General features: G+C 25.7%; 26 protein-coding genes. 3 read left to right on the forward strand and 23 right to left on the reverse strand.

Annotated features, from left to right (window positions below):
* Window positions 1–6: 6 nt before the first annotated feature.
* From RH95_RS07070 to RH95_RS07105, 8 genes are read right to left on the reverse strand one after another with little or no spacing between them, the layout of a single operon-like run.
* Window positions 7–684 carry an MBL fold metallo-hydrolase gene (locus RH95_RS07070; protein ID WP_010247212.1) on the reverse strand — a complete coding sequence of 226 codons (678 nt, stop codon included), beginning with the start codon at window positions 682–684 and terminating at the stop codon, window positions 7–9.
* The gene (locus RH95_RS07075) at window positions 681–2,339 is read right to left on the reverse strand and encodes an AMP-binding protein (protein ID WP_010247214.1); all 1,659 of its coding nucleotides are present in this window, start codon (window positions 2,337–2,339) and stop codon (window positions 681–683) included. The genes RH95_RS07070 and RH95_RS07075 overlap by 4 nt, the downstream gene beginning before the upstream one ends.
* Before the next feature lie 48 nt (window positions 2,340–2,387).
* Entirely contained in the window at window positions 2,388–3,497 is a 1,110-nt protein-coding gene (locus tag RH95_RS07080; protein ID WP_036743319.1) for a zinc-dependent alcohol dehydrogenase, read from the reverse strand.
* A 29-nt stretch (window positions 3,498–3,526) separates the two neighbouring features.
* Window positions 3,527–4,828, reverse strand: coding sequence for an AMP-binding protein (locus RH95_RS07085; protein WP_081498006.1), 1,302 nt, complete (start codon window positions 4,826–4,828; stop codon window positions 3,527–3,529).
* 38 nt (window positions 4,829–4,866) lie between these two features.
* Window positions 4,867–6,192 carry a radical SAM protein gene (locus RH95_RS07090; protein ID WP_010247220.1) on the reverse strand — a complete coding sequence of 442 codons (1,326 nt, stop codon included), beginning with the start codon at window positions 6,190–6,192 and terminating at the stop codon, window positions 4,867–4,869.
* Window positions 6,189–6,446 carry a phosphopantetheine-binding protein gene (locus tag RH95_RS07095; RefSeq protein ID WP_010247222.1) on the reverse strand — a complete coding sequence of 86 codons (258 nt, stop codon included), beginning with the start codon at window positions 6,444–6,446 and terminating at the stop codon, window positions 6,189–6,191. The genes RH95_RS07090 and RH95_RS07095 overlap by 4 nt, the downstream gene beginning before the upstream one ends.
* Before the next feature lie 20 nt (window positions 6,447–6,466).
* Entirely contained in the window at window positions 6,467–7,183 is a 717-nt protein-coding gene (locus RH95_RS07100; RefSeq protein WP_010247224.1) for a thioesterase II family protein, read from the reverse strand.
* Window positions 7,184–7,200: 17 nt separating this feature from the next.
* On the reverse strand, window positions 7,201–7,836 hold the full coding sequence (locus RH95_RS07105) for an O-methyltransferase (RefSeq protein WP_010247225.1): 636 nt from the start codon (window positions 7,834–7,836) through the stop codon (window positions 7,201–7,203).
* A gap of 230 nt (window positions 7,837–8,066) precedes the next feature.
* Between RH95_RS07105 and RH95_RS07110 the strand changes: the two genes are divergently transcribed.
* From RH95_RS07110 to RH95_RS07120, 3 genes are all read left to right on the forward strand, one after another.
* Window positions 8,067–8,924 (forward strand): AraC family transcriptional regulator, encoded by an 858-nt coding sequence (locus RH95_RS07110; protein ID WP_010247228.1) that lies wholly within the window; start codon window positions 8,067–8,069, stop codon window positions 8,922–8,924.
* A gap of 419 nt (window positions 8,925–9,343) precedes the next feature.
* Complete coding sequence (locus RH95_RS07115; RefSeq protein ID WP_010247231.1) at window positions 9,344–9,712, forward strand: hypothetical protein; 369 nt, start codon at window positions 9,344–9,346, stop codon at window positions 9,710–9,712.
* Window positions 9,712–11,082 carry a relaxase/mobilization nuclease domain-containing protein gene (locus tag RH95_RS07120; RefSeq protein WP_010247234.1) on the forward strand — a complete coding sequence of 457 codons (1,371 nt, stop codon included), beginning with the start codon at window positions 9,712–9,714 and terminating at the stop codon, window positions 11,080–11,082. Before RH95_RS07115 ends, RH95_RS07120 begins: the two co-directional genes overlap by 1 nt.
* A 58-nt stretch (window positions 11,083–11,140) precedes the next feature.
* Here the strand turns inward: RH95_RS07120 and RH95_RS07125 are convergent, their stop codons facing one another.
* The 15 genes from RH95_RS07125 to RH95_RS07190 form a co-directional block, all read right to left on the reverse strand.
* Window positions 11,141–11,887 carry an ABC transporter permease gene (locus tag RH95_RS07125; protein ID WP_010247237.1) on the reverse strand — a complete coding sequence of 249 codons (747 nt, stop codon included), beginning with the start codon at window positions 11,885–11,887 and terminating at the stop codon, window positions 11,141–11,143.
* A 14-nt stretch (window positions 11,888–11,901) separates the two neighbouring features.
* Window positions 11,902–12,594 (reverse strand): ABC transporter permease, encoded by a 693-nt coding sequence (locus RH95_RS07130; protein WP_010247238.1) that lies wholly within the window; start codon window positions 12,592–12,594, stop codon window positions 11,902–11,904.
* Between the two features lies 1 nt (window position 12,595).
* Window positions 12,596–13,510, reverse strand: coding sequence for an ABC transporter ATP-binding protein (locus tag RH95_RS07135; RefSeq protein ID WP_010247241.1), 915 nt, complete (start codon window positions 13,508–13,510; stop codon window positions 12,596–12,598).
* 14 nt (window positions 13,511–13,524) lie between these two features.
* Complete coding sequence (locus tag RH95_RS07140; protein ID WP_010247244.1) at window positions 13,525–14,682, reverse strand: metalloprotease; 1,158 nt, start codon at window positions 14,680–14,682, stop codon at window positions 13,525–13,527.
* Between the two features lie 3 nt (window positions 14,683–14,685).
* Entirely contained in the window at window positions 14,686–15,993 is a 1,308-nt protein-coding gene (locus RH95_RS07145) for a radical SAM/SPASM domain-containing protein (protein WP_010247247.1), read from the reverse strand.
* A gap of 74 nt (window positions 15,994–16,067) precedes the next feature.
* Window positions 16,068–16,232: a hypothetical protein gene (locus tag RH95_RS09570; RefSeq protein WP_153604660.1), complete on the reverse strand. Its 165-nt coding sequence runs from the start codon at window positions 16,230–16,232 to the stop codon at window positions 16,068–16,070.
* A 382-nt stretch (window positions 16,233–16,614) separates the two neighbouring features.
* Complete coding sequence (locus tag RH95_RS07150) at window positions 16,615–17,046, reverse strand: hypothetical protein (protein ID WP_010247250.1); 432 nt, start codon at window positions 17,044–17,046, stop codon at window positions 16,615–16,617.
* 12 nt (window positions 17,047–17,058) lie between these two features.
* Window positions 17,059–17,322: a hypothetical protein gene (locus RH95_RS09825; protein WP_010247253.1), complete on the reverse strand. Its 264-nt coding sequence runs from the start codon at window positions 17,320–17,322 to the stop codon at window positions 17,059–17,061.
* Window positions 17,316–17,885, reverse strand: a complete 570-nt coding sequence (locus RH95_RS07160) for a phospholipase A2 family protein (protein WP_010247256.1) — start codon at window positions 17,883–17,885, stop codon at window positions 17,316–17,318. Before RH95_RS07160 ends, RH95_RS09825 begins: the two co-directional genes overlap by 7 nt.
* Before the next feature lie 80 nt (window positions 17,886–17,965).
* Window positions 17,966–19,627, reverse strand: a complete 1,662-nt coding sequence (locus RH95_RS07165; RefSeq protein ID WP_010247257.1) for an ABC transporter transmembrane domain-containing protein — start codon at window positions 19,625–19,627, stop codon at window positions 17,966–17,968.
* On the reverse strand, window positions 19,620–19,886 hold the full coding sequence (locus RH95_RS07170; RefSeq protein ID WP_010247260.1) for a CXXX repeat peptide modification system protein: 267 nt from the start codon (window positions 19,884–19,886) through the stop codon (window positions 19,620–19,622). The genes RH95_RS07165 and RH95_RS07170 overlap by 8 nt, the downstream gene beginning before the upstream one ends.
* A 1-nt stretch (window position 19,887) precedes the next feature.
* A complete protein-coding gene (locus tag RH95_RS07175) occupies window positions 19,888–22,077 on the reverse strand; it encodes a radical SAM peptide maturase, CXXX-repeat target family (protein WP_010247263.1) in 2,190 nt (729 codons plus the stop codon).
* The gene (locus RH95_RS07180) at window positions 22,064–22,246 is read right to left on the reverse strand and encodes a hypothetical protein (RefSeq protein ID WP_010247265.1); all 183 of its coding nucleotides are present in this window, start codon (window positions 22,244–22,246) and stop codon (window positions 22,064–22,066) included. Before RH95_RS07180 ends, RH95_RS07175 begins: the two co-directional genes overlap by 14 nt.
* Before the next feature lie 129 nt (window positions 22,247–22,375).
* Window positions 22,376–22,981 carry a response regulator transcription factor gene (locus RH95_RS07185; RefSeq protein ID WP_010247267.1) on the reverse strand — a complete coding sequence of 202 codons (606 nt, stop codon included), beginning with the start codon at window positions 22,979–22,981 and terminating at the stop codon, window positions 22,376–22,378.
* Entirely contained in the window at window positions 22,953–23,807 is an 855-nt protein-coding gene (locus tag RH95_RS07190) for a sensor histidine kinase (protein WP_235777720.1), read from the reverse strand. Before RH95_RS07190 ends, RH95_RS07185 begins: the two co-directional genes overlap by 29 nt.
* Between the last annotated feature and the right edge of the window lie 148 nt (window positions 23,808–23,955).

Below are 23,955 nucleotides of genomic sequence, written 5' to 3' on the forward strand. Positions count from 1 at the left end.
AACGCATTATTTGTATTCAAATTTTAAAAATATATTTCTTTTATCGTTAATATATATTAGCTTTTTAAATGTAGATTTATCAGTAATATTTAAATAGATGTTTCTTTTAAAATAATCAGTCTTTTCATATACATTTTCTTTAAAACGATGCCCCGGATATATATTTGTATCTATAGTTAAATGTCTTTTTATTTTTACCACGCTATTAAACATATCATCTACACTTCCTCCTCTACAATTACAAAAACCGCAACCATTTGTAAAAATAGTATCTCCAGTAAATATGTTGTTTCCTATTTTATAACACATACTTCCTATTGTATGCCCTGGAGTCAGAAAACACTTGAATTTCAACTTTGCTACTATTATTTCATCCATGTCATCTAACTGACATAAATTACTGCATCTAAATTCATAGTAATCTATTTCTTTTTTTGACATATAAACAGGTATTTCATATTCAACAGCCAATTTGTCAGCTAAATTTGTATGATCTCTATGAGAATGAGTTAGCATAATCCCTTTTGGTACTATATTCAAATCATGAACATATCTGTCTATTTTTTCAAAATCCCACGCTGGATCTATTATTACACATTCGTTATTTATTACATTTATAACTATATACATGCAATTATTAACATCTCCAACCTTTAACTCAACTATATTATATGTTTTATTCAATCATTTCCTCCAAAATTATTAACCAAATAATTTTTTAATTCAAAGCGTTTAATCTTTCCACTAACTGTTACAGGTATATTTTCAATTTGTATAAAATATGCAATTCCTATTCCTAATTTATTCATAACATGTTTTTTTAACTTCTTCTTAATTTCGTTAAACTCTCGTTCATCTTTGCTACATTCAACAAAACAAAAAATCTTCTCTTTATCGTCTTCTGAATTCTTTAATTCACAAATAGCTACCTTTGAAAATCCTAATGAGCTGAGTTCATTACAAATACTTTCAATATCATAATAATAATAATTTTCACCATTAACAAATATCAAATCATTTTTTCTGCCAGTAAGTACTAAATTATTACCATTAAAAAATCCCAAATCACCAGTGTTAAACCAACCATCTTTGTCGAAAGATTCTAAATTTGCTTCTTGATTTCTATAATATCCAGATGTCACCGAGTCGCCTTTAATAAATAATGTTCCTACTGTACCCTTCTCTAAAATATTTCCAAATTCATCTACTATCTTTGTCTCAAAATTATCTAAACAAGAACCTACCTCAACAAAACTAATTGTATCCTTGCCTTTTTTATTACATTTTATAATTTTATTTCCTATATTAAGACTTTGCCTTTTTACAATAACTTCTACAAATTCTTCATTTTTACTTGATGTTGACACTACTAAAGTCGCTTCTGATAAACCATATGAAGGCTTTAATGCACTACTCCTCATTCCAAATCTTTTCATTTTTTCTATAAAAAGCCCACACACCAATGCGGATACAGGTTCTGCACCGTCAATTATTAGCCTAATTGATCTTAAATTTATATCTATATCATCTTTTATATCAAGATAATTACAAACATATCTAATCCCAAAATTGGGAGAAGCAGTAACTGTAATTTTATGTTCATCCATTTTTTTTAGCCATACTAATGGTTGCAAAACAAAAACTTTAGGTGACATAATATAAAAACTACATCCAGCTAAAAGAGGTGTTAAATATGTTCCAATCATCCCAAAACTATGTGTAAGAGGTAGCCAACTTAAGTAAACATCATTTTTTGTCACATCCATAGCTCTGATTGTAGCGTTAATACTTGAAATAATATTTTTATGTGTTATGATCACTCCCTTTGGATCACTTGTTGACCCAGAAGAATACTGAATAAATGCTATATCATTTTCATTTGGGGCTTCTATATTCACATCTATAAATCCAGAAGAATTCCCTAATTTATCTATAGAGATACTCTTTCTCACTATATGTTTAAATTCATCATTCATATTAAGTATTTCAATCGTACTAATGGTTGAAACTAAAAATGGATTTTTTAGAATTCTCCATATTTTTAATATCTTATACTTCTCATCTCTCTTCTCCAAGTATGTATATGGTATCGCTATAAAGCCACCCAAAATGCATGCCCAAAAAAGTTTTATTAACTCAATACTATTATCTAATTGAAATAAAACTTCATCCCCTCGTTTTATCCCTAACTTTTTCAGATTATATAATATTATTTTTACACTATCCTTAAATTCATTTGAGGTTACTGTGATTTCATTGCCTAGATGTTCTATAAAAATATGCGGTTGCTTAAAACTTAAAAATCCCTCATTTAATGTTTTGTAATCTAATTTCTCCATAAAAATTACCTTATAATTTTAAAATATTTCAATATTATATTATTATACTTATTTAAGTTTCACAATTGCTTTGCAATTTCTATAAATAAAATCACTTGTTAAAAAGTCTTTCAACGAATTCAAACCTACTAACTCTGTAGTAATTACATGATTTAAATCAATTATTCCCTTTGAATACAATTTAAATATTTTAAAAAAAGCTCCTCCTAAATGTCCACGCGAACCAATAATTTTTATATTATTAGTTATCATATGGTCAACATTACTTAAATTTAATTCTCTACCACTTCTTCCTAATATGACAACTCTTCCGTTTGGTTCTAATAACTCAAATACATTATTTATATTTTCTAATTCACCAGATGCTTCGATAATTATATCTATATTTTTTACATTATTTTTTATATCATCAGCTTTCTCATATACATTGTCTGTCCATTTCTTTAAAATACTTCTTCTAAATTCAACTGGTTCTACTATATAAATTTCTCTAGCTCCAAATATTTTTCTACTAAGCATAGCCACATAGGCTCCTATTGGACCCCCTCCAAAAATAACTATATTATCTCCTGGCTTAATATCCGCATTTTCACATGCTACAAAAGCAACCGCAGCTGGTTCAACACAAGCCATAGCTTTCAAATCTTTTTCGCATTTAATATAATTTGTCACATCATGCGCAATGCTTACATCTACATCTACAATATTTCCCATTAATCCATCTGTTTCAAACCCTAATAATTTAGAATTTTTACATTGATTGTATTTGCCACTTTTACAACATTCACAATATCCACATGTTATAATGGATTCCAATGTCACTATCATGCCTACCCTTATATTTTTAACGTTCTTTCCTACTTGTAGTACTTCTCCTACACCTTCATGACCAATAACCCTTCCGTCTATAGGAATATCTACTGGAGCAGAACTTCTTATATATCCAGTCTTTTTGTTATTGTTAACTAGATGCAAATCAGTTCCACAAATACCTACATATATCATTTTTAATCTTATTTTATTATCCTCTATTTCATCACTTAATTTTCTTTTTTCTACTGATAATAAAGGATTTTTGTAAAGTTGATTTGGCAATAACCTTTTACTATCTGTTAACGGAGACTTCTCCGCTTTAACTTTCAAAACATCTGTATTCATTATTAATTCTCCCTTTACATTTAAATTCATTACTTCCAAGTTATATTTTCCGTACTAGACAGTTCTTTTACTCTCTTAAAATTTTTAGGTATTTCATAACTTGATAAATGTCTGGATAAAAAGCAAATAATATCATTTTTGTCTAATTCAATGTCGCTTGTATATTCACACACGAGCTCATCTATATTGTGGAAATTTTCCGAAAAAATATTGACTTCTTTTATATGATTAATTTTTTTAATACACTTTTTAACTGATTCCTTATCTATTTTATTTCCATTAATTATAATTATGTCATCACCTCTTCCTAACACTTCTATACCTCCAGAATCAATCACTCTGCCTATATCACCCATTTTATACACGCTTTCATCCAATCTTTGTATTCCATCTTTTGTAAGATATGCCCCTATTGTTGCTGGAGTATTAATATATAAATATCCTTTTATTCCATTATTAACATTAACTTTTACTCCATTAAAAGGCTTTCCAACATATCTAGCATTTGTTTCTGAATATCCTATGCTCAAACTCCCTGTTTCAGTTGATCCATATTGTTGATATATTTTTTTATCAAATCTATCAAAAAATTGTTTTTGAATTCCATTTTCTATTGGACCTCCTGAGGATATAATATACCTTAATTCAGAATTGAATTTATACTTTTTTGGTAATTCGAGCATTTTTTTATAAAAATATGGTAATCCTAACATAATCGAAGCTTTATTTTTATTACTAATATTAAGTATATTTCTTGGAATTAGATTATCATATAATATTAAATTTAATCCAAAGTTTTTACTTAATAACATGCCTGATACAAATCCAAATGAATGATTAAACGGAACAAGCGGAAAAATCACATCTTTTTTAGTTATTTTTAAAACCCCCGCATATCTATTCAATTCTTCTTCCATTTGAAGTTTTGTCCTCAAAACTAACTTTGGATAACCAGTCGAACCAGATGTTACATGAATAACCGATCCAGCATTTAAATCCTCTGATATACTTGTCTCACAAATATCCTCATTAAACAGAAATAAATAAATTTCATTATTTTTATATTCAACAATTGCTCTAATATTAATTATCTTTCTAAATCTTAGAATATCATTTTCTGCAGTTTCTTTATATATAAATAATGGTACTAAACCCATTCTGAGACATACTTCCCACTGTATATACACTCCTAACTGAGAATCCGACTTACAAATAACTATCTCATTATCTCTAATGCCTTTTTTAATTAATAAACTACATGTATACAATATTTTATTTTCTATAAAAGTTTTGTTTAATAATCCGCATTTATAATATAAATTTTGTTCCATATTTATACCTTTGCTTTCTCAGTACTAAATCTCACTTATTAAATATATAATATTTTCGTTTGCCTAGTAACTCTTTCTTTCTCCTCATCTTCCAAAAGATAATAGTATATATTATCAATAAAGCATTTTCCCTCTTCAGTTATACTAAATCCATCCAACGACTCCTCTAGCATTCCATTTTCCAATAATTTTTTTATTTTATAATCATATCTTTCTGCACCGTTCATAGTTAATTGTTTTTTTGATAGATATAAAACTTTAGGAAATCCTACTACATTTAAATTCTGTAATTGTATATCATTCAACTTTTTTAATTGTGAAAATTTCATTTTCTTATTTATAAGATATGCATTATATGAATTATTTCTGTATTTATATCCATTTATAAAACCAAAAGCTCCAGACCCAATTGCTATACAATCAGGTACATCCTTAATTCCACCGTAATAAGAGGACTCCATAACCATAATATCTGAATTTTTTTTGGTATATCCATATGATGCTTTTTGCTCATATCCGTTTTTTTTCATAATATTATTTACAGTTTTTATAACATTAATTATCTGGTGTTTATTAGGTAATTTCAGTCTTTCATTCTTAATTCTTTTTTCCAAATTATTGCAATAAGGATATAATTGTCCAAAATCAATTGCATCTATATCTAACTTTATGGCCTCATTAATATCGTTAAATGTAATTTCAGCTATATTCCCTATTCGAAAATCTGGAAAGCCATACATAATATCAATTCCAGTTTTTATTTTATTATCTTTAAGTTTATTTAATGTTAGATAAACTTCATCTAAAGTCGCCTTAGATTTATATTTTTCTCTTAATTTTGAATTAAATGTTTGAACACCAACGCTAACTTTTGAAATATTATTTTCCTTTATATATTCAATAACTTCATCTTTATAAATTGTTGTTGCAGATCCTTCTATATTAATAACTAAATTATCTGTAGTATTAAAATACTTTTTTGCTGCGCCCAGGATTTCGTTAAAAATTTTAGGTGGTAATATAGTTGGGGTCCCTCCACCTATATGGATAACATCTATTTCTAAATTTTGTATATAATTTTTATTTGCATAATATTTGATTTCTTCTATAGCAATATCTTTATATTTTTCCATTTCAGACGTATTTTTAACTTTATCAAATCCACAAAACTCACATCTAGAATCACAAAACGGAATATGTATATATACAGAAGCCCTTTTCTTTTTCTTTGCAATCTCCAAACTTTTAAAAAATTCTTCTTCTTTTCTAATAGTACTTTTATCTTCTACAAGGTCCATATGCGGATAATAGTATTGATGTGGCAACAAAATTTTTTTATTAAACATACCAATAATTCCTTTCATTTTACATATTTGCTTATAAGTTGCATAAATTTATCAAAGCTTTTTACATTTTCTTCAACTAAATCTTCATTGTTGATTTCTATATCAAATTCACTTTCAACAGTTGTAATTAGTTCAATAAATCTTATTGAATCAATATAACACAAATATTCTTCTACATTTTTACATAAACAAAAATCATTATCTTCAGTATCATCATGTGAAGTCATCAAGCTAATAATTATATTCTCTAACTTTTCTTTTAAACCCTTCATTTATTATTTACCTCCATATTTTAAAATTTTTCTAGTGTTGCATTAATTATTCTGATTACCGACTTTTCATTAGTTTTTAAAAAATCGTGACTTCCTTCAACCACAACATTCTCAACATTCCCTATAGTAAAATCTTTCCAAGACTCAATATCTCTTTGACATAAAGCAAAATCTTTATCCCCTCTAATTAACGTAATATTACAATTTAATAATTCTATATCCCCTTTAAAAATATAATTGTCCACCATTTCTCGATCTAATTTCCATACATCATAAAAAGTTTTTAAATACGGTTTTTCTTCCAATAGCTCTTTACTAATTCGACTTTTCATGCACCATTCAAGTATTAATTCATCCTCACTAATGTTTCTTTCGTCAGTGTCTTTTTTAATTAAATTTGGAGGAGAATATGCACATATAAAACAATGTTCTGGTTCAGTTAATTTATTTTTTCTAATAAGTTTAAATAACTCATATAATACAATAGTTCCTACACAATAAGCAAAAATAACATATCGTTGATTTTTTATTTCTCTTTCTACCGTATCCCATATAGAATCAATAAGATCTGATACTTTATCACATGGTTTTTCTTTAAATCTTAAACCCCTACCTGGAAACTCAATTGGTATAATTTCAACATTTTCTTTCAAATACTTTTTCCAATGAGTATAAAATAATGCCGAACCACCTGCGTAAGGTAATAATAAAAGTTTTATATTGGTTTTATCTTTCATTTTATATCCTCTACTTTTTAAATATCATTATTTTTAACTATAAGAGTTATTCCATCGTCTAAAGGAATTAATACACTATTAAGATCTTCCCTTTTGCTAATCTCCACATTAAATTTATGTAAATACTTATTACTCATTTTGAAAATACTTCTATTTTTAGCAACAGGAAAAAGCGTATCATCTGCTATTAATAGTCCATTATCATCTAATAAATCAACACAATAATCTAAAACACTCAAATATACTTCATTATATAAATCCAAAAAAATCATATCAAACTTTTCGGTTAAACTTGGCAATATTTTTGTTGCATCCGCATTAATAACATTTATTATGTGTGAAACTCTATATTTCTCAAAATTTAATTTTGCTTCTACAGCAATATCCTTATCAAATTCAATTGTTGTTATTTTCCCTCCATATTTACTAAGACTTTGAGCCATCACTGTTGTAGAATACCCTATACTAGTCCCTAATTCTAATACTCTTTTAGGTTTTTTTATATCAATAAGAACTTTCAGAAACATGGCTACAGTAGTATCGATAACAGGGCAATAACCAGTAATTTTAGTATCTTTTTCATATGTATGCTTATCTAAAAAGTTTTGATACTTACTCATAGTTCCAACATAATTACTAATAATACTATCCATATGCAACCTCCTTTTTATAATTATTTTATAAAAGTAATACTATTCATCCAAGAATTTGTTTGCTTTATATTAGTATTTTTTTGCTATTATATGAATTTATAGGTAGAAATTAACCCAACTCATAATTACTTTATATAGAGACTTGTCTCTTCCATTTATAGTATTTCTTTGCTATTCATGATATACTTAAGACAATTAAAAATTCAAAAAATTTTGTATAGGAGGATTTCATGGAAAAAAATGATAGCTACTATTGTAAAGAAATGCCTAATAAAAGTTTTTGTGTTGATATTGGATTATCAGACCCCTGGGAAAAAGGTAAAAATTTTAAAGAACACTGGCATGAACATCTACAAATTTTTTATGTTACTGCTGGAGAAGGTTTTATAAGATGCAATACCAAATTATATAATGTGACAAAGAAAGATATAATAATAGTTAATGTTAAGGAAATGCATTATCTAGAAAGTTTAAATGATAAATTTACTTTTTTCTTAATTCGTATAGATATGCCATTTTTATTTAGTAATCAAATAGATTTGTGCCAAACTAAATATCTATCCCCACTTTCAGAAAATTCAATTCTTTTTAAGAACTTAATACGTAATGATCCTATCGTAAAAAAATGTATTGATTTAATCATTGAAGAATATTTCAAAAAAGATATTGGTTATGAACTTGCTATAAAATCTCAATTTTACGAATTATTCGTATTATTATTACGAAATTATATGGTTAAATTTCTAACTAACACTCAACTGGATATGAGATTAAATAATACGAAAAGATTTTATGATGTCTTTGAATTTATAGACAAAAATTACGATTCTAAAATTTCACTTATAGATCTTGCCAACATCGCTTATGTTAGTAAATTCCATTTTTGCAGACTTTTTAAAGATATGACTGGTAAAACAGTAACAAAATACATAAATGATATAAGACTAAAAAAATCTATAGAATTATTAAGGACTAATACATTAAATATAACAGAAATTGCCATAAAATGTGGTTTTAATGATGCAAATTATTTTAGTAGAATTTTTAAAAGAAAGTTTGGGGTTAGTCCATCAAAATTCGAGTTTTAAGTAAGGATAGAATCTATTACTAAATCAAGCAAAATTTCTTAATTATATTTAGTTTTGAGCTTAAATGGCTTATGTAGCTTATGTAGCAAGCACAGTAAGTGCATATGCACTTACGAAAAAATAGATTAAATCAACTATATAGCTACTGTTTGTTTTAATCTATTTTGCTTGTTGGGGAATATCCCCAAACCCCTAATTTTTTTTAACTTGCATTAGCTATCCTTATAAAAAATATTTACATTCTCTCATATACGAAATTTGATTATTCTTTTTAAAGGTGATAAAATATAAGATAATTAGAAGCAAAACTCAGGAGTTTTCTTAAAAAATATATAATAAATTAAACCTGTAAAACAAGTTGCTATACTTGCTTTTACAGGTTTTTCTTTTTTTACTTAACTATATAAAGGAGGTAACCTATGGCAAATAGAACTAGAAATAACGGGATATATCTAATGCTATCTGATGAAGAATTAGAATTATTGAACAAAAAATATAAAGCATCTAAATGCAAATCTCTTAGACAATTTATTATAAAATGTGTTTTAGAAAAAGATATTTTTATTCTAGATATGGATGTTTTTCGTGAAATGTCAACAAATATAAGTCGTACTTCAAGTAGTATAAATCAAATTGCAAAAAGAGTAAACTCAACATCCCTTATATATAAAAATGATGTAGATGATTTGAAAAAATCATTAGAAAAACAAGCAAAAGATATTTTATCCATGCGTAAAAAAATATACTCTCTTACCTATTCCAATAGTTTTAATACGGAGAAAAAATAATGGCTGTTACTAAAATTCATCCTATTAAATCTACCTTAAAAGCTGCCCTTGATTATATTATGGATAGCAATAAAACAGATGAAAAAATTCTAATTTCATCTCTAAATTGTAACCCTACAACTGCTCATTTAGAGTTTGAACAAACAAAAATAGAATGTAATTCTAAAGCTAAAGTTTTAGCTAGGCATTTAATTCAAGCTTTCGCACCTGGAGAAACTACACCTGAAGAGGCTCACAAAATTGGAATTGAATTATGTGAGAAGGTACTGCAAGGAAAATATGAATACGTAATAACAACCCATGTTGATAAGGAGCATATTCATAACCATATTCTATTTAATAATGTTTCTTTTGATACAGGTAAAGCCTATCAAAGCAATAAAAAATCTTACCATCAAATTAGAAATTATAGTGATGACTTGTGTAGAAAATATAAGTTGTCTGTTATAGATGAAGACTATATGAAGTTTAAAAATAAATATAAAACTAATGGAAAATCATATAAAGAATATATGGAATTTAAAAAAGGGACATCTTGGAAATATAGACTTCAAATATCTATTGATCATGCTATTCAAAAGTCTAATAGCTATGATAATTTTTTAAAAACTATGGAAGAATATGGATACGAAATCAAATTAGGCAAGTACCTATCTTTTCGTCATAAAGAGCAAGGAGAAAAAGGACGATTTATTCGTGCTAAAGAAACTACTCTTGGAAAAGATTATACCAATGAAAAGATCAAGGAAAGAATCGAGAATAATATGAATAAAAAGTTCGTAAAAATTGATTTTGATTCTTCTACGAAAGCATACAAAAAAGTTGACAATCTAATAGACTTAAAAAATAATAAAAAGATACAATCTTCTAAAGCTTATGAAATATGGGCAAAGAAGCACAATATGAATACTATGGCTGACACTTTAAATCAACTCAGAAAGTATGGGCTGACATCTAATATAGATCTAGAAAATAAAATTCAAAAAGAAGCCATTAGCAGACAAAAAACTTTAGATAAAATTAAGGATATAGAAAAAGATTTGAACGAAATCTATACTGCAATTGAGGCTTTAAACACTTTAAAAATAAATAAATCTATTTATGAAGTCTATAAATCAAACTCTAAAGATAAAGAATTTTATACAGAATATAAAACTCAAATTATCACTTACGAAAAGTCAATAACTACTTTAGACAAAAACAAGTATAAAAATTTAAACATACAAGAATTATCAAATATTTACGATGAATATAAAAGTAAAAAAGATGTCCTTATGGTAGAATATTTCAACAAGAACAACTTGATATATAACTTGGCCCAATTAAGGGAAAATACTGATAAATATATTGATAATGAATTGAATTATTAGGGGTAAAGTTTTCTATCTGCGTCCATAAAGAATTTTCATCATTTTGCAACAACACCTTTTACTTCAAGTCCTGTCTTCTAAATATGATTTTTGATAATAATAAGAAAAAAAATAATAGCATTATACCACTCACAAAAGATATAATTTCATTAAATCCATTCATATCAGCATATAGAATATCCCTTATTTGTTGAATTGGAATATAGTTTAATATAAAAATCTTATCAAATAATCCCATAGGCTTTCCATATGCTATTAATAATGCAAATGAAAAAATATATACTATAGATAATGATAATGATCTTGCGATATCTTTAAAAACAAATATAAAGAATACGCAAACTGAATACATTGCACTATTTAATATTATTGAAAAGAATGCTATTTTAACAATATGTTCAATATTCAAGTATAAATTTAAATCATATCCAAGACTTAACCCCATTCTAATACATCCAGCTATAGGATATATCAATATCATTAGGTTATAAGCAAACATATAAACAATTATTTTGCTCCAGAAAATACTACTTCTGGAGTTTCCTATATAAACATCATTATTAACCGTTCTATTTTTAAATTCTGCTCCCATAATTGATGTAATAATTATTGTAACTAAAATTACAATTACAGTTGAATCATAAACCATTGCATCAAAAATTCCTATAGCATCTTTTCTTGAATTTAAATCCACTAAATACCCAGAAGAGCCAAAAATACCTAGCAATAAAATAGCCACGAAAGATATTAGTAAGAATCTATTATGTTTTATCTGATAAAAATCTTTTTTCATAATATTTTTCATATTTACCTCCATTATCATTTTAAATCACATTTTTTAAAATACTTTATTGTTCCTATTAAAAAAACAAAAAAATATACGTTAGCTAAAACTATTGCTTCCATCAAATTAATACTGTTTTCTATCAGCAATCTACCTTGTCCCATTGGAATAAAATGAGCCAATTGAACTGCGTTATTAGAATTCAATAAAAAAATCACAATGAAATAAATCCCAACAGATGAAGCTAAGGTCTTCCCTATATCTTTAAACAAAAAGGCTAAAAATACAGTGATGACTAAAAAAGATGTATTTAATAATAATGTAACCAGAAATATTTCTAAAACGTTTATATTATCTGCTCCATTACCATTTTTTATCATACTAATTATGGTGACTATTGTTGGTTGTAACATCAAAATTAAATTAGAAAATACAATCACAACAAATGTCTTGACTATAACAATATTAGTTCTATTATGTCCACTTACAATGTATCTATTAATTCTTCTATCTAAAAAATTACCCCCTATGTAAAGAGATATAAAAACATTAACAACAATAAATAACAATGGCATATTATAGAAACTATGGTATATCATTTCTGATGTGTTTTTTATATTCTTGTCAAGCAATAAAACAGATTGTAATATAATTGATATAATAAGTAGAATCAGATATTTTTTATCTCGTATAAATTCATATAATTCGGACTTTAGTATATTCTTCATATTACATTCTTCCTATTTTTTCAAATACATAATCTTCTAAAGATTCTCTTTCTTTCTTCATTTCTCTAATTTGAATTTTGTTGTCTGCCAATAAGGAAGACAATAAATCTATATTATCATTAAAATTTCTTATACATACAAATTCATTTTCTTTATTAATCTCTATATTAGGAAATTTTCTCTTAAATATATTTATAGTTTTTTCATTATCGCTTGTTTTAATATAAATATATTCTGTTTTATGCTTTGATAATTCTTTTTTTGTAATAGTTTCAATTATTTTCCCATTGTCTATTAAGATAAAATCGGTAACTGTATTTTCAAGTTCTTCTAATATATGACTTGAAATTAAAATTGTTTTATTTAGATCTTTATTAAGATGATTAATCAATTCTCTAATTTGCTTAATTCCCTCTGGATCAAGTCCATTTATAGGCTCATCCCAAATTAAAAGATCTGGATTTCCAACTAAAGAAAGCCCTATTCCTAATCTTTGTTTCATACCCAAAGAAAAATTACGAGTCTTTTTCTTACCAGTATTTTCAAGATTTACAAGTTTTAAAATCTCTTCAATTTCATTTTCATCATTTATACCTTTTTGAATTTGCTGACTCCTCAAATTTTCTTTTGCAGTCATAAATGGATAAAGCGTTGGTCCTTCCACTAAAGCTCCAATCTTCTTTCTTGAATTTTGTAAATTTTTCTCTCCTTTGTTTCCAAATATAGATATCTCTCCACTAGTTGGAAAAGCTAAACCAGTAATCATTCTAATTAATGTAGTTTTTCCTGCTCCATTTTTTCCAATAAATCCATATACTTTTCCTTTTAATATTCTTAAATCAACATTATCTAATGCAGTATTATTTTTATATTTTTTTGTTAAGTTTTTTATTTCTAGAAGAATTTCATCTTTCATATTAACCTCCAGCATTATTTTTGTTTTCTATCAATAATTCGTGAAAAAACCATTAAAACTGCCAATATAAGATACATCCAAATTTCATTCAAGCCTTCAAATATATTATTATTTCTTAAATAAGCTAAATAAAAATTATATATAACTTGAACTATTGGTACTACGATAATATAACATAATATAACTATCGAAATAAAGTTGTATACTATATAAATGACCCTCTTTTTAAAAGTTTCTTCCTTAAATATTTTTTTTAGTCCCCCAAATGATTTTTTTCTTAAATTTGTTAATTGAAACAAAGTGGTTAGTATATAATATCCGTCTAGTGGCAAAAATGGTATAAAATTTGTTACTACTAATCCTAAATTAGTGTATGCTAACAATAAAAAAACTTTACTAACTGTGCCTGTAGTATAATTTTGGATGATTACTGAAATAAAAAATATAATTAAATTTGATAATATTCCAACACTCCAGACAATTATTCTTTTTCGCTTAGAAAGCGTATAAATCCCATTAGTTTTTATATATGCAATTGGATTTAAATATAAGTATAATACTATTTCCATTTTATTTGGATTTAATCCATATTTTTTAGAAAAAATAGCATGTGAAAATTCATGTACAAGTACACTTGCTGTTGTTAAAAACAAAGATAAAATCAAGCTCAAAACTGAAGAGTCTAATGTTTTATAAATGTTAAAATACAACAATCTTGATAACATTTTTGGTATCAAGGGGAATGAAAAAAAAGCAGCAAATATCAATACTATTAAATATAATCTAGAATACTTTGAAAAAAAATAAAATAAATTTGATAGCTTATCTAATGGTATAGATGCTATCTTAAGACCATATCTTTCAAATTCATTTTTATTTAAATCAACTTGTTCATTTTCAAGTAATCCTGCTTCCAATAATAAGTTATACAACTTATTAATATTTAAATCTATATTTTCTATTTTCTTAAGCTTTTCATTAATTTCCCCTATATCGTTAGTCCCATCAAAATACTTAATAGATTTCATTATAGCATTCTTTTGTTCTTCTTTAACTTCTATATATCTGTCTTTCTCAATACTACCTATACAATATATATCTTCTTTATTTTTGTTCTCAAATAAAATATATTCATTAATATCATTTACTGCTTTAGGTCTATTGTTCTTCATATATTAACTTTCCAAAACAGAGATAATAACCTCTTCTGTCAATTTTCTCATAAATTCACATTCTTCTTCTGCCGATTCAAATATATTTCCAGTTGTATACTGGTTTATTCCCATACATCCATGACATATTGTACGGTTAAAACATTCATTACACTTATCATATTTAAACCTATCATACTTATAATATTTACTCATTGGTCCTTCTTGTATATCCCAAAATTCATCAGTTAATGAATATACATTTCCCAATTTATATTCTTCACAATCATTTAACATAAAACATGGATAAATATCTCCTTTAGCTGAAACTGAAAATACGGTCGCGCCTGCACCACATATTTTATTTGAAATTTTTTTGTTAAATAAACTATCTAATATTTGATTTACAAGCATATATTTTACTTTTTTATTTTTAAAAGAAGATGATACCGCATCAAGAAAAGTTTCTCTGTTTTTTAACCTATAAGATGCATGTTCTTTTGCACTAACAGGGACTACATGAATCGCCTTAAATTTAAATTTATCATACAAATAATCAACAGTATCCTGAACACTGATACCTTTATTTATGTGCCATTGTGTAAAAGTTACTTCTGCTGCGATCGGTTGATTTGTCTTATTTCTCAACTTTACTATATTATTTTCTATAACATCTGCCGTCTTATATCCCTGTCTATTTAGTCTTGTTTCGTTAGTTATATCCTTATTGCCATCTAAACTAACTGTTACATCAATATTATATTTATTAATCAAATCAATAAAATAATCTGTTGCGCATGTTCCATTAGTGGTAATCGTATAGTTCGGAATTTTACTTATTCTATTTGATTCGTATAAACGTTTAACATATTCACATACAAACTCAATAGCGCCTAAATTTAATGTGGGTTCTCCTCCAAAAAATTGAATACACTCAATACAATCAAATCTATTATAAAATGTATCAATTGTTTGCTTGAGCGTTTTATTAGAAATAACACTACTGGTAGAATTGTAAGTTCCTCCATTGGCATAACAATATATACAATTAAGATTACATCCATTTACTATATGTAACGCTAATTTTGATATTTTCTTAACTTTGTCTATATTTTTTGGTACTTCGATAATTTCTTGATTTATAAGCTCAAGAATTTTCTCGTATTTTTCAAAATCAATATTATATTTATCGACAATTATCTTTTTATCAATCCCTTTTTCAATATCTAAAACTATATTTTTTACAGATTTACTAATTTTAAAAAATCTACATGTATTTGGCAAAAATAATATAAATTCTCCATTTTTATTTTGTATTATGTGTGTTTTCATTTTATAATCCTACAATCACTAATCAAAATTTCCCCTTTTCTAGCATCAGAAAAGGGGAAATTTTGATTCAATTATTAATGACAATAAGCGCCAAACCATCCATGTGGACATGAGAATCCAAAACTAGGAGTTGTAGCTTCTTCTAATACTTCACAATCATCTAAATCAATTTTTTCACTATTGAGTTTTTCTTCAATTTGTTCATTAAAGTCAATTTCTTCAATCTTAAAATCTTTCATATAATGTCTCCTTATAAAATTTAAATTATTTCTCTTTTTTAGTTACAATTCAATCTAAGTATATTTAATATAATTGCTCTATATCACATAATGAAATCCCCTCCCATTTTAAACTATTTATATACTATAAAACAGTATTTAAAACTGTAATAGTATTCTAATATAAAAAACTATTAAACTTATTATTGAATTACTTGTTCATTACTTCTGTGATTTAATTTTATATAATTTCACCAATAAAATCAGCTAACTTTTGTGAATACTTTCCGTTTTAACCTATCAATTTTACTTTTAATAAAATTTTCTTCTGTTTTTTAAATTATGTAGATGTGCCAAGCTATATAAATATTTGTTAATCGTTCCTAATTATATATGCCTTTAATTAAAATTTTTGAATGTCCTCAAATTCTATAAGTCTTATTTTATTCTCTTTAATCTCCAATATACATGGTATGCTATTGATACCATAGTAATCTAAGATCCTATTAAGCTCAGTATTGTTAAAATATTCACCTATGTCTAAATCTACGACATTCTTAGATAAATCATGTTCCTCACTTTCTTTTTTTACTAGCTCTATTCCATTGCTTATATAATGTAAACAATAAGGACAATCTTTTGATGTTAATAGATATATACCATCTTTTTTACCTATATCTTCCCATTCTATTTGATTCAGCTGCCTTTTCTTTATTTCATAATTAGATAATTGATAAAAGTGCTCATAGTTACTAATATTAAATTTGAAAAGTTTAAATATTGCCAAAACAATAACTACTACATATATGCTTTTAATTACTTTTCTGTTCTTCACTTTTTATACCAGCTATTTGAAAAGTAAATTTCCAATGAACATAATAATTGGAAAAGATAATACCAATAACAAGTTCAAAAAAACAAAAATTATAGATTTTCTTTTTATGGATGATATCAAACCAATTATTCCAAGTATAGGACATATAAAAATCGTACTTATTCCTAAAGGTTTCAATTCTGTAATTTTATTTAATAAATCTACAGGAAGAATATATGAAATAACAAATATTATTATGCCGAGTACAAATGTGTATTTTTCTATATTTTTTAGCATCCTACTTGACCTACAGTATTAAAATACGTTCTGATTGCCCATGCTACTTTAGCCATTGATCCTGACATTTCACTTTTATGTTCATCGATATAATCTACCAAGTCTTTATTACACTTACAATTTTTTCTTAATGTTAATGACCATTTGTAGCATTGATCATGTCTTTTACATCCTTCATCTAGTATATCAGTAGCTGGTTTATTGGAATCTTTCCCTCCATAACCCGGTCCACAATAGTTCCCCCATATTGGTAAACCTATTGAGCGAGTTCTGTAAACTTCTGTATTAAATTCTGCATAATTTGAACTAACTGATTCTAACAATAAGCCTTGTTCTATAACTTCTGAACTTTCGTTATTATTTTGTGCATTTTGATAGTCAAAATATAGTCTATCATTATCTACAATGATATATTTCTTAACTTCATCTCCTATTTTTTCAATATCACTATAGCTTAGACTTTCTCCATGTGATGCAGATACATTATTATTTGGTAAGATAAGTACACAAATAGCCAATACAAAAATTAACCCAAAAAATATTTTTTTTAATTTTTCTTTCATTACATATCTCCTTTACGCTACTAACGCTTTTACTGCCTTATTTCTAATTTAATTTTATAGTAGTTAGAAATTTATTTCAGCTAACTTTTGTGAATGTTTTTGTTTTTTATTAAAGAATTTTTATCAGGCATTAAAATTATTTCATTACATACTTTTTGTATTTCATGGTCATGAGAAATTATTACTATAATTTTATCTTTACTTCTTTCTTTTATTATAGAAATTACTTTTTTCTTCATTTCTTTATCTAAACCAGATAAAGCTTCATCTAATAAAATCAAAGGTTGCTTACTAATCAACAGCCTCGCTAACTGTATTTTTTGTTGTTCTCCTTTTGATAAAGTGTCTTCTAAGTTTTTAGTCTTATGCGTTTTTATTTTCTCTAATTCTAGAAATCTAATTATTTTATCTAAAAATAATTCATCGATTTCATTTTTCCCAAATAATGTGATATTGGGATTCAGATTTTCACGTAATATAAATGGTTTGCTTTCTATAAATAAGACTTCATTTCTTAAATCTTCATCTTTATAGTTTCTTATCTCCTTACCATTTATTAAAATTTCTCCTTCGTAATCAGTATAAAGTTTACTAATTAAATTAAAAATTGTTGTTTTACCAGAACCATTTTCTCCAACTATCGCATATAAACCAGGTTTCGATATTTCAAATGAAAAATCTTTCAATATGTATTCGTCATTATATTTGAACGAAACATTTTTAAATTTAAGGCTAGTTACTTTTGACAATTTCTTTCCATCAATTTTCTTTTCACTGTCATAATCCATAATTTTCTTATATCTCTCTAAATCAACAATAACTTCATTAAAAGATAAGTTTAAATCACCAATATTTTTAATTGACGAATGTAACTTTTCCATATAACTACTAAAAGCAACTATATTTCCCAATGTCAAATTTCCTAATATTATTAATTTTGCTGAAATGAATAATATTAGAGAACTTAAAATAATGGTTATCAAATCTTGTAAACTCGTTACAGTCATCTTTATCTTCAAATTAGACATAGATACATTTTTTAAATCCTGAAGCTTCTTCCCATAATTTCCTTTAAATGTTTTTTGTAAATTATTTAGTTTTATTCCAGTTAAATTCGAAATCGTATCTACTAGATAATCTGAATATGCATCTAAATTTGCAATATAGTCTCTTTGTTTACTAATAATAGTACTTTTGAATATATAGTTAATTCCGTAAGTCAATGGAAGTAATATAATCGCAATTACAAATAATTTTAATGATATCCTAATCATAATATAGGCAGATATAATGATGCTAAACAAAATCATTATAATGCTTGAAAAAAAATCTATATAGAAACTGACTATTTTATCACCTGTATTTTCTATTCTACTTACAAGTTCTCCTTCTCCATACGAATTTAAAAATTCATATCTTGTATCTAATATTTTAGAAAACATCGCTTCTTTTATACTGTTTGAACAATCCACTGATAATATATTGCCAAGCCATTCCTCTAAAATACTGCTTAAACTTTGAAATATATTTAAAAATAGACTTATAAGAATAAACTTTGAAACTAATTGCAAATCTTTTATTACTATTAAATCAATAATTTTCCCAAATATATAAGGAATCGCCATACTTGCAATTATTCCTAATAATATGATTATTATTAAATATATAATCTTCTTTTTCTGTGGTAATATAAATTTATCAATTATTTTTTTATGTTCACGCCAATCATACATATTATTCATCTACTAAATATACTTTCCTAGATTTAAAGTCAATTGACCAAAAAGAATTGTCAGTGCTTTCCCAAATATATTTATCGGATGTATCTCTCCACCATTTTTCATATTCTTCTACTATGTTTTTATAATCTCTATCTACTTTTTTATAAATTTCTTGACTTTCAGATAAAATTTTCAATAAGTTTTCTAATGCTATTTTCTTTTCAAGAAACTCTTCTATATTACTACATTCTTCCTGTGTTAATGTTCCAACTTCTTTCAACTTAGCTATCCTCCAAGTATTTTTTGTTTAAAATTCCATTTACAGGATTTTTTTCTAAAACATCAATAAATGGATCTAAATAATTTAATGGTTTTATATGTCTATCAAACTCCATTAATTTCGCCAGTTTTTTCTGTAATTCATAAGATACTCTATATTCAATACTAGATTTTACACATGAATTCTTAGACGGTATATTAACTTCATTTGTATTTATATAATTTTCGAAACTACAAGAATTACAATGACAAATACTGCATTTATTGCAAAGTGGAGAATATTTTTCTGAGTATAAATATCTATTGTATTTCTTTTTTATTCCATCTTTTAAGCTTCCGATATAATCCAAAGGAAAATTAAAGTAAAATTCTGGACAAACATAAAACTTTCCGTTGCTAGCAAGGGTATAAGAATTTAATCCACTATCACATAATTCTTTTTCCTCCATAAACAATTCATCAGTTATTACATTTAGTTCTTTAATTATTCCTTTATTTACATATTCGTAATAAATATAATCAGAAATATTCTTTAGTTGTTTTTCATATAGGATAAAATCAAATTGTTTATCGAAATCTAATATATTTAGATTAATCCTGTTAGTCTTATTGAATAATTTTATTATTGAAGTCTTCATATCACTTAAAAATTTAGATGATATATTTAGTATTATATTTTCTTCTAGCTTCATATTTCTTACAAACCCTTCGTCATTAGGATATTCAATTGTAAGAATATAGTTATTAGTTATTTTTCTTATACTATCTTGATCTCTTACCGAGCAATAGTGAAAAATATTATGTCCTTTTAAGTCTATCTCTTTGAAATTTAAATTTATACCATAATTGCTATGTATGAATACTGGTCTTAGAAAATTATTTTTAGCATATTCTAACCCTTGTTTTATAGTTTCATTAGACATAATAGAAGAATCACTTCTATTTTCACTACTAGCACAAGTTTTTACAGTCGAATTAGACAATAAAAAATAAAGTTTATCTCTTTCTTCGATATTAATCTCTCTTTCAATTCCATACCTATTATGTAGTTCTGCAAAGTAGTAGTTATTTGCTCTTACTCTTGCTTTATGCATTTTACAAATATACTTTGCCTTTTGAAAATTTGTGTTACTATCTGCAGAATCATAATTATGACCAAAACATGAAGTGCATCCGCTTGCAATCCTGCAGTTAAGACACTCCTCATCAGATTGAAGTTGCGTATTTATCAGATAATAAGGTCTTATTTTATCAAAATCTATACCATTTTCTACATCACCGATTGTAATTTCCTTTTTATTGCTAAGTGAATAATCTTTATATCTCATACATGGATACAATGATCCATCAGGTCCTACTGCTATCATCTTTCCAGCACCACAAGAAGCTGTTTCTAATATTTCTCTACTATTCGGAAAACCTATAGATTCATCAAATAAAGTACAAGAATATTTATCAAATAGTCTATTTTCCAGGATATAGTCTGCCAATTCAATTAACTGTTCTTCAAAAATTTTTTCATCTCCATCTTGCCAAACATCTTCAAAAACCACATTTGCTGCTACATCAGATATTCCTAATTCCCATAAATGAATAATGCTATCTTTTAAATATTTCAAATCTTTACTTGCAAATGTTACTTTAGTCGAAGCTTGAAATTGATTTTTGTACAATTCTATGTTTTTTATTATTTCATCATAAGAACCTTTACCATTGAGGAAAATTCTATGCATATCATGTTTTTCTTTAGTACCATCTAACGTAATTGCAATTTCAAGTTTTCCTTGATTTTTCTTTATAAAATCTTGTACCTCTTTACTAGCATAATTAATCCCATTTGTCGTTATATTAATCCTATAATCCCAAAACCATTCATCATTTAGTAGATATGTTTTTAATTTGAAATAGTCGCATATTTGATCAATTAGTTTAATTTCAAGTAGTGGCTCTCCACCTATAAAATCTAATATAACTCCATTTGGTCTAACTATTTTTTCTGAAAGTACATAATCAATAAATTTCTTAGCTACATCAAATGACATTTTTTTATTTGAAGATTTGTGTGTAATATAACAATAATTGCATCTTAAATTACAATCCTCAGTTACAATAAACGTTAATGTTTGAGCAGTACCTTCTTTCCAAATATCAAATTCTTTTCCAAGTTTGTAATTTGTATTATTTTTTATCATCTTTATTTAAATTATTATTAAATGTGCTATGTGAATATTTTGGGTGTTTAGCAGCATTCTTTGCTGTACAACTATACCTACAAGTATTAGTACACGATAATTTACACACATTAAAAGGAGTAATTTCTCTTCCTATCATATTGTCTTTTAGTTTACTTGAATAATTCATCACTTTATCACCTCTAAATATTATTAATTCTATACTTTATCTTTAATTTTATATTTTTTTAACTTCCGTTTCAGCTAACTTTTGTGAATAAAAAAAGCATTAGAATTTTTAAATCCTAATGCTCATCTATCAAAATGAATCTACATAACCTAGTTCTCTTACCTTGTCTATCATTTCTTGATAATTTCTAACATTTAATTTTTGATATATTCTAGATAAAGATACCGCTAAACTTCTAACATTTGTATTAAGTTCTTTAGCTAGTTCTTTCCTAGACATACCATTTGAATACAATCTCACTATTCTTAATTCATATTTTGTCAACGATTCTAACATATAATTTTCTTCAGGAAATATTATTTTATCTTCTTCTACAATACTTTTAATATATTGTATTAACTTTTTAGTATCCTCTTCTTTAGAAATAAATCCTCTACATCCTATTTCTTTAGCTCGTTTTATATAAAATTCTAATTTATATGCAGTTAAGATAACAATTTTAATTTCCTTATACTTTTCTATTAATTTTTCGGCTAGATCTAAGCCATTTACTGTTCCTTCAATACCCGTTAAGTTAATATCTATAAGTAATAAGTCATAACTAAGAATTGATTTATCTGTATTAAGTTTTTCAATACGGTCTATTATATCTACAGAAATAGATTGTTCTGTTTCTAAACTCATTTTTAAAGAAGTAGCTACCATTTTATGATCTTCTATTAACAAAATTTTCATTCACAACTCTCCTATCTAATGGAATTTTTATTTTAAATTGCAGGTACGATTCTTCTAATTCTTCATTATTTTTAAATATTTCATATTCAAATACCCCTCTGTATTGTTTTAAATTCAGCTTTAGGATATTTAATCCTATATTGCCTTCTTTAATTTTATTTTTATCTTTTATATAATCTCCAACGTTTGTAACTGTTAAGTAAATTATATTTTTTTCTACTTTCAGATTAATATTAGTGTTGTAACCTTTAGAATGCTTAAACGCATTTATTAATAACTCATTAATACACTTATATACTAGCTCATCATAAGGTGATGAAAGTTCAATATCTTTTTTACATTCAAATTCAATAAGCATCTGTTTACTTAAATACATATCTTCTAGATCTGATATAAGTTTATTATATGCATCGTACAAAGAACTGTACTCTTTAATCTTAGGATTAAATGAATCAATTTCATGTCGAATTAAATCATTCAATTTATCTAAATTCTGTAATATATAATTTTTGTCTGAACCTGACAAATTATCTTCAATCCATCTACGTATAGCTATTATAATTTGAAGTATATCATCATGTAAGAATGTCTGAATTTTTAAAGTATTAAGTCTTTCAATTTCTCTGTTTCTATATATTTCAACATAATAACTATCTAGTAATTCATCAAAAGTAACACTTTGATGTTTCTTATACTCCTTATAACTTCTAAATTCTGCTAAATATATAAAAAAGTAAAAAGATAATAAAGTAATATCTACTACAGAAATACCCACTAAATATAGCATTACAAATAACACAATATAACCTAAAAATAGGTTCCTCATGGCTTTGATAAATAATGCTAATCCTTTTCTTACATCCGTTATCATAATTTTATATAGTAATACCGACTCCATTGATATAATTGATAATAGTAGGTACTCACTAATTGAAACATTTTCAATACTATTGATTTTCTTATACACAGTACGT

Origin of the sequence: Peptoniphilus rhinitidis 1-13, assembly GCF_000246925.1 — a bacterium.
GTDB classification, from domain to species: domain Bacteria; phylum Bacillota; class Clostridia; order Tissierellales; family Peptoniphilaceae; genus Peptoniphilus_A; species Peptoniphilus_A lacydonensis.

Bases quoted from the DNA above. Each gene is read 5' to 3' on its own strand.
- RH95_RS07075 (WP_010247214.1), bottom strand. From the start codon at position 2,339: ATGGAGAAATTAGATTACAAAACATTAAATGAGGGATTTTTAAGTTTT.
- RH95_RS07080 (WP_036743319.1), bottom strand. From the start codon at position 3,497: ATGAATACAGATGTTTTGAAAGTTAAAGCGGAGAAGTCTCCGTTAACA.
- RH95_RS07085 (WP_081498006.1), bottom strand. From the start codon at position 4,828: ATGGAACAAAATTTATATTATAAATGCGGATTATTAAACAAAACTTTT.
- RH95_RS07090 (WP_010247220.1), bottom strand. From the start codon at position 6,192: ATGAAAGGAATTATTGGTATGTTTAATAAAAAAATTTTGTTGCCACAT.
- RH95_RS07095 (WP_010247222.1), bottom strand. From the start codon at position 6,446: ATGAAGGGTTTAAAAGAAAAGTTAGAGAATATAATTATTAGCTTGATG.
- RH95_RS07100 (WP_010247224.1), bottom strand. From the start codon at position 7,183: ATGAAAGATAAAACCAATATAAAACTTTTATTATTACCTTACGCAGGT.
- RH95_RS07105 (WP_010247225.1), bottom strand. From the start codon at position 7,836: ATGGATAGTATTATTAGTAATTATGTTGGAACTATGAGTAAGTATCAA.
- RH95_RS07110 (WP_010247228.1), top strand. From the start codon at position 8,067: ATGGAAAAAAATGATAGCTACTATTGTAAAGAAATGCCTAATAAAAGT.
- RH95_RS07115 (WP_010247231.1), top strand. From the start codon at position 9,344: ATGGCAAATAGAACTAGAAATAACGGGATATATCTAATGCTATCTGAT.
- RH95_RS07120 (WP_010247234.1), top strand. From the start codon at position 9,712: ATGGCTGTTACTAAAATTCATCCTATTAAATCTACCTTAAAAGCTGCC.
- RH95_RS07125 (WP_010247237.1), bottom strand. From the start codon at position 11,887: ATGAAAAATATTATGAAAAAAGATTTTTATCAGATAAAACATAATAGA.
- RH95_RS07130 (WP_010247238.1), bottom strand. From the start codon at position 12,594: ATGAAGAATATACTAAAGTCCGAATTATATGAATTTATACGAGATAAA.
- RH95_RS07135 (WP_010247241.1), bottom strand. From the start codon at position 13,510: ATGAAAGATGAAATTCTTCTAGAAATAAAAAACTTAACAAAAAAATAT.
- RH95_RS07140 (WP_010247244.1), bottom strand. From the start codon at position 14,682: ATGAAGAACAATAGACCTAAAGCAGTAAATGATATTAATGAATATATT.
- RH95_RS07145 (WP_010247247.1), bottom strand. From the start codon at position 15,993: ATGAAAACACACATAATACAAAATAAAAATGGAGAATTTATATTATTT.
- RH95_RS09570 (WP_153604660.1), bottom strand. From the start codon at position 16,232: ATGAAAGATTTTAAGATTGAAGAAATTGACTTTAATGAACAAATTGAA.
- RH95_RS09825 (WP_010247253.1), bottom strand. From the start codon at position 17,322: ATGCTAAAAAATATAGAAAAATACACATTTGTACTCGGCATAATAATA.
- RH95_RS07160 (WP_010247256.1), bottom strand. From the start codon at position 17,885: ATGAAAGAAAAATTAAAAAAAATATTTTTTGGGTTAATTTTTGTATTG.
- RH95_RS07165 (WP_010247257.1), bottom strand. From the start codon at position 19,627: ATGAATAATATGTATGATTGGCGTGAACATAAAAAAATAATTGATAAA.
- RH95_RS07175 (WP_010247263.1), bottom strand. From the start codon at position 22,077: ATGATAAAAAATAATACAAATTACAAACTTGGAAAAGAATTTGATATT.
- RH95_RS07180 (WP_010247265.1), bottom strand. From the start codon at position 22,246: ATGAATTATTCAAGTAAACTAAAAGACAATATGATAGGAAGAGAAATT.
- RH95_RS07185 (WP_010247267.1), bottom strand. From the start codon at position 22,981: ATGAAAATTTTGTTAATAGAAGATCATAAAATGGTAGCTACTTCTTTA.
- RH95_RS07190 (WP_235777720.1), bottom strand. From the start codon at position 23,807: ATGAGGAACCTATTTTTAGGTTATATTGTGTTATTTGTAATGCTATAT.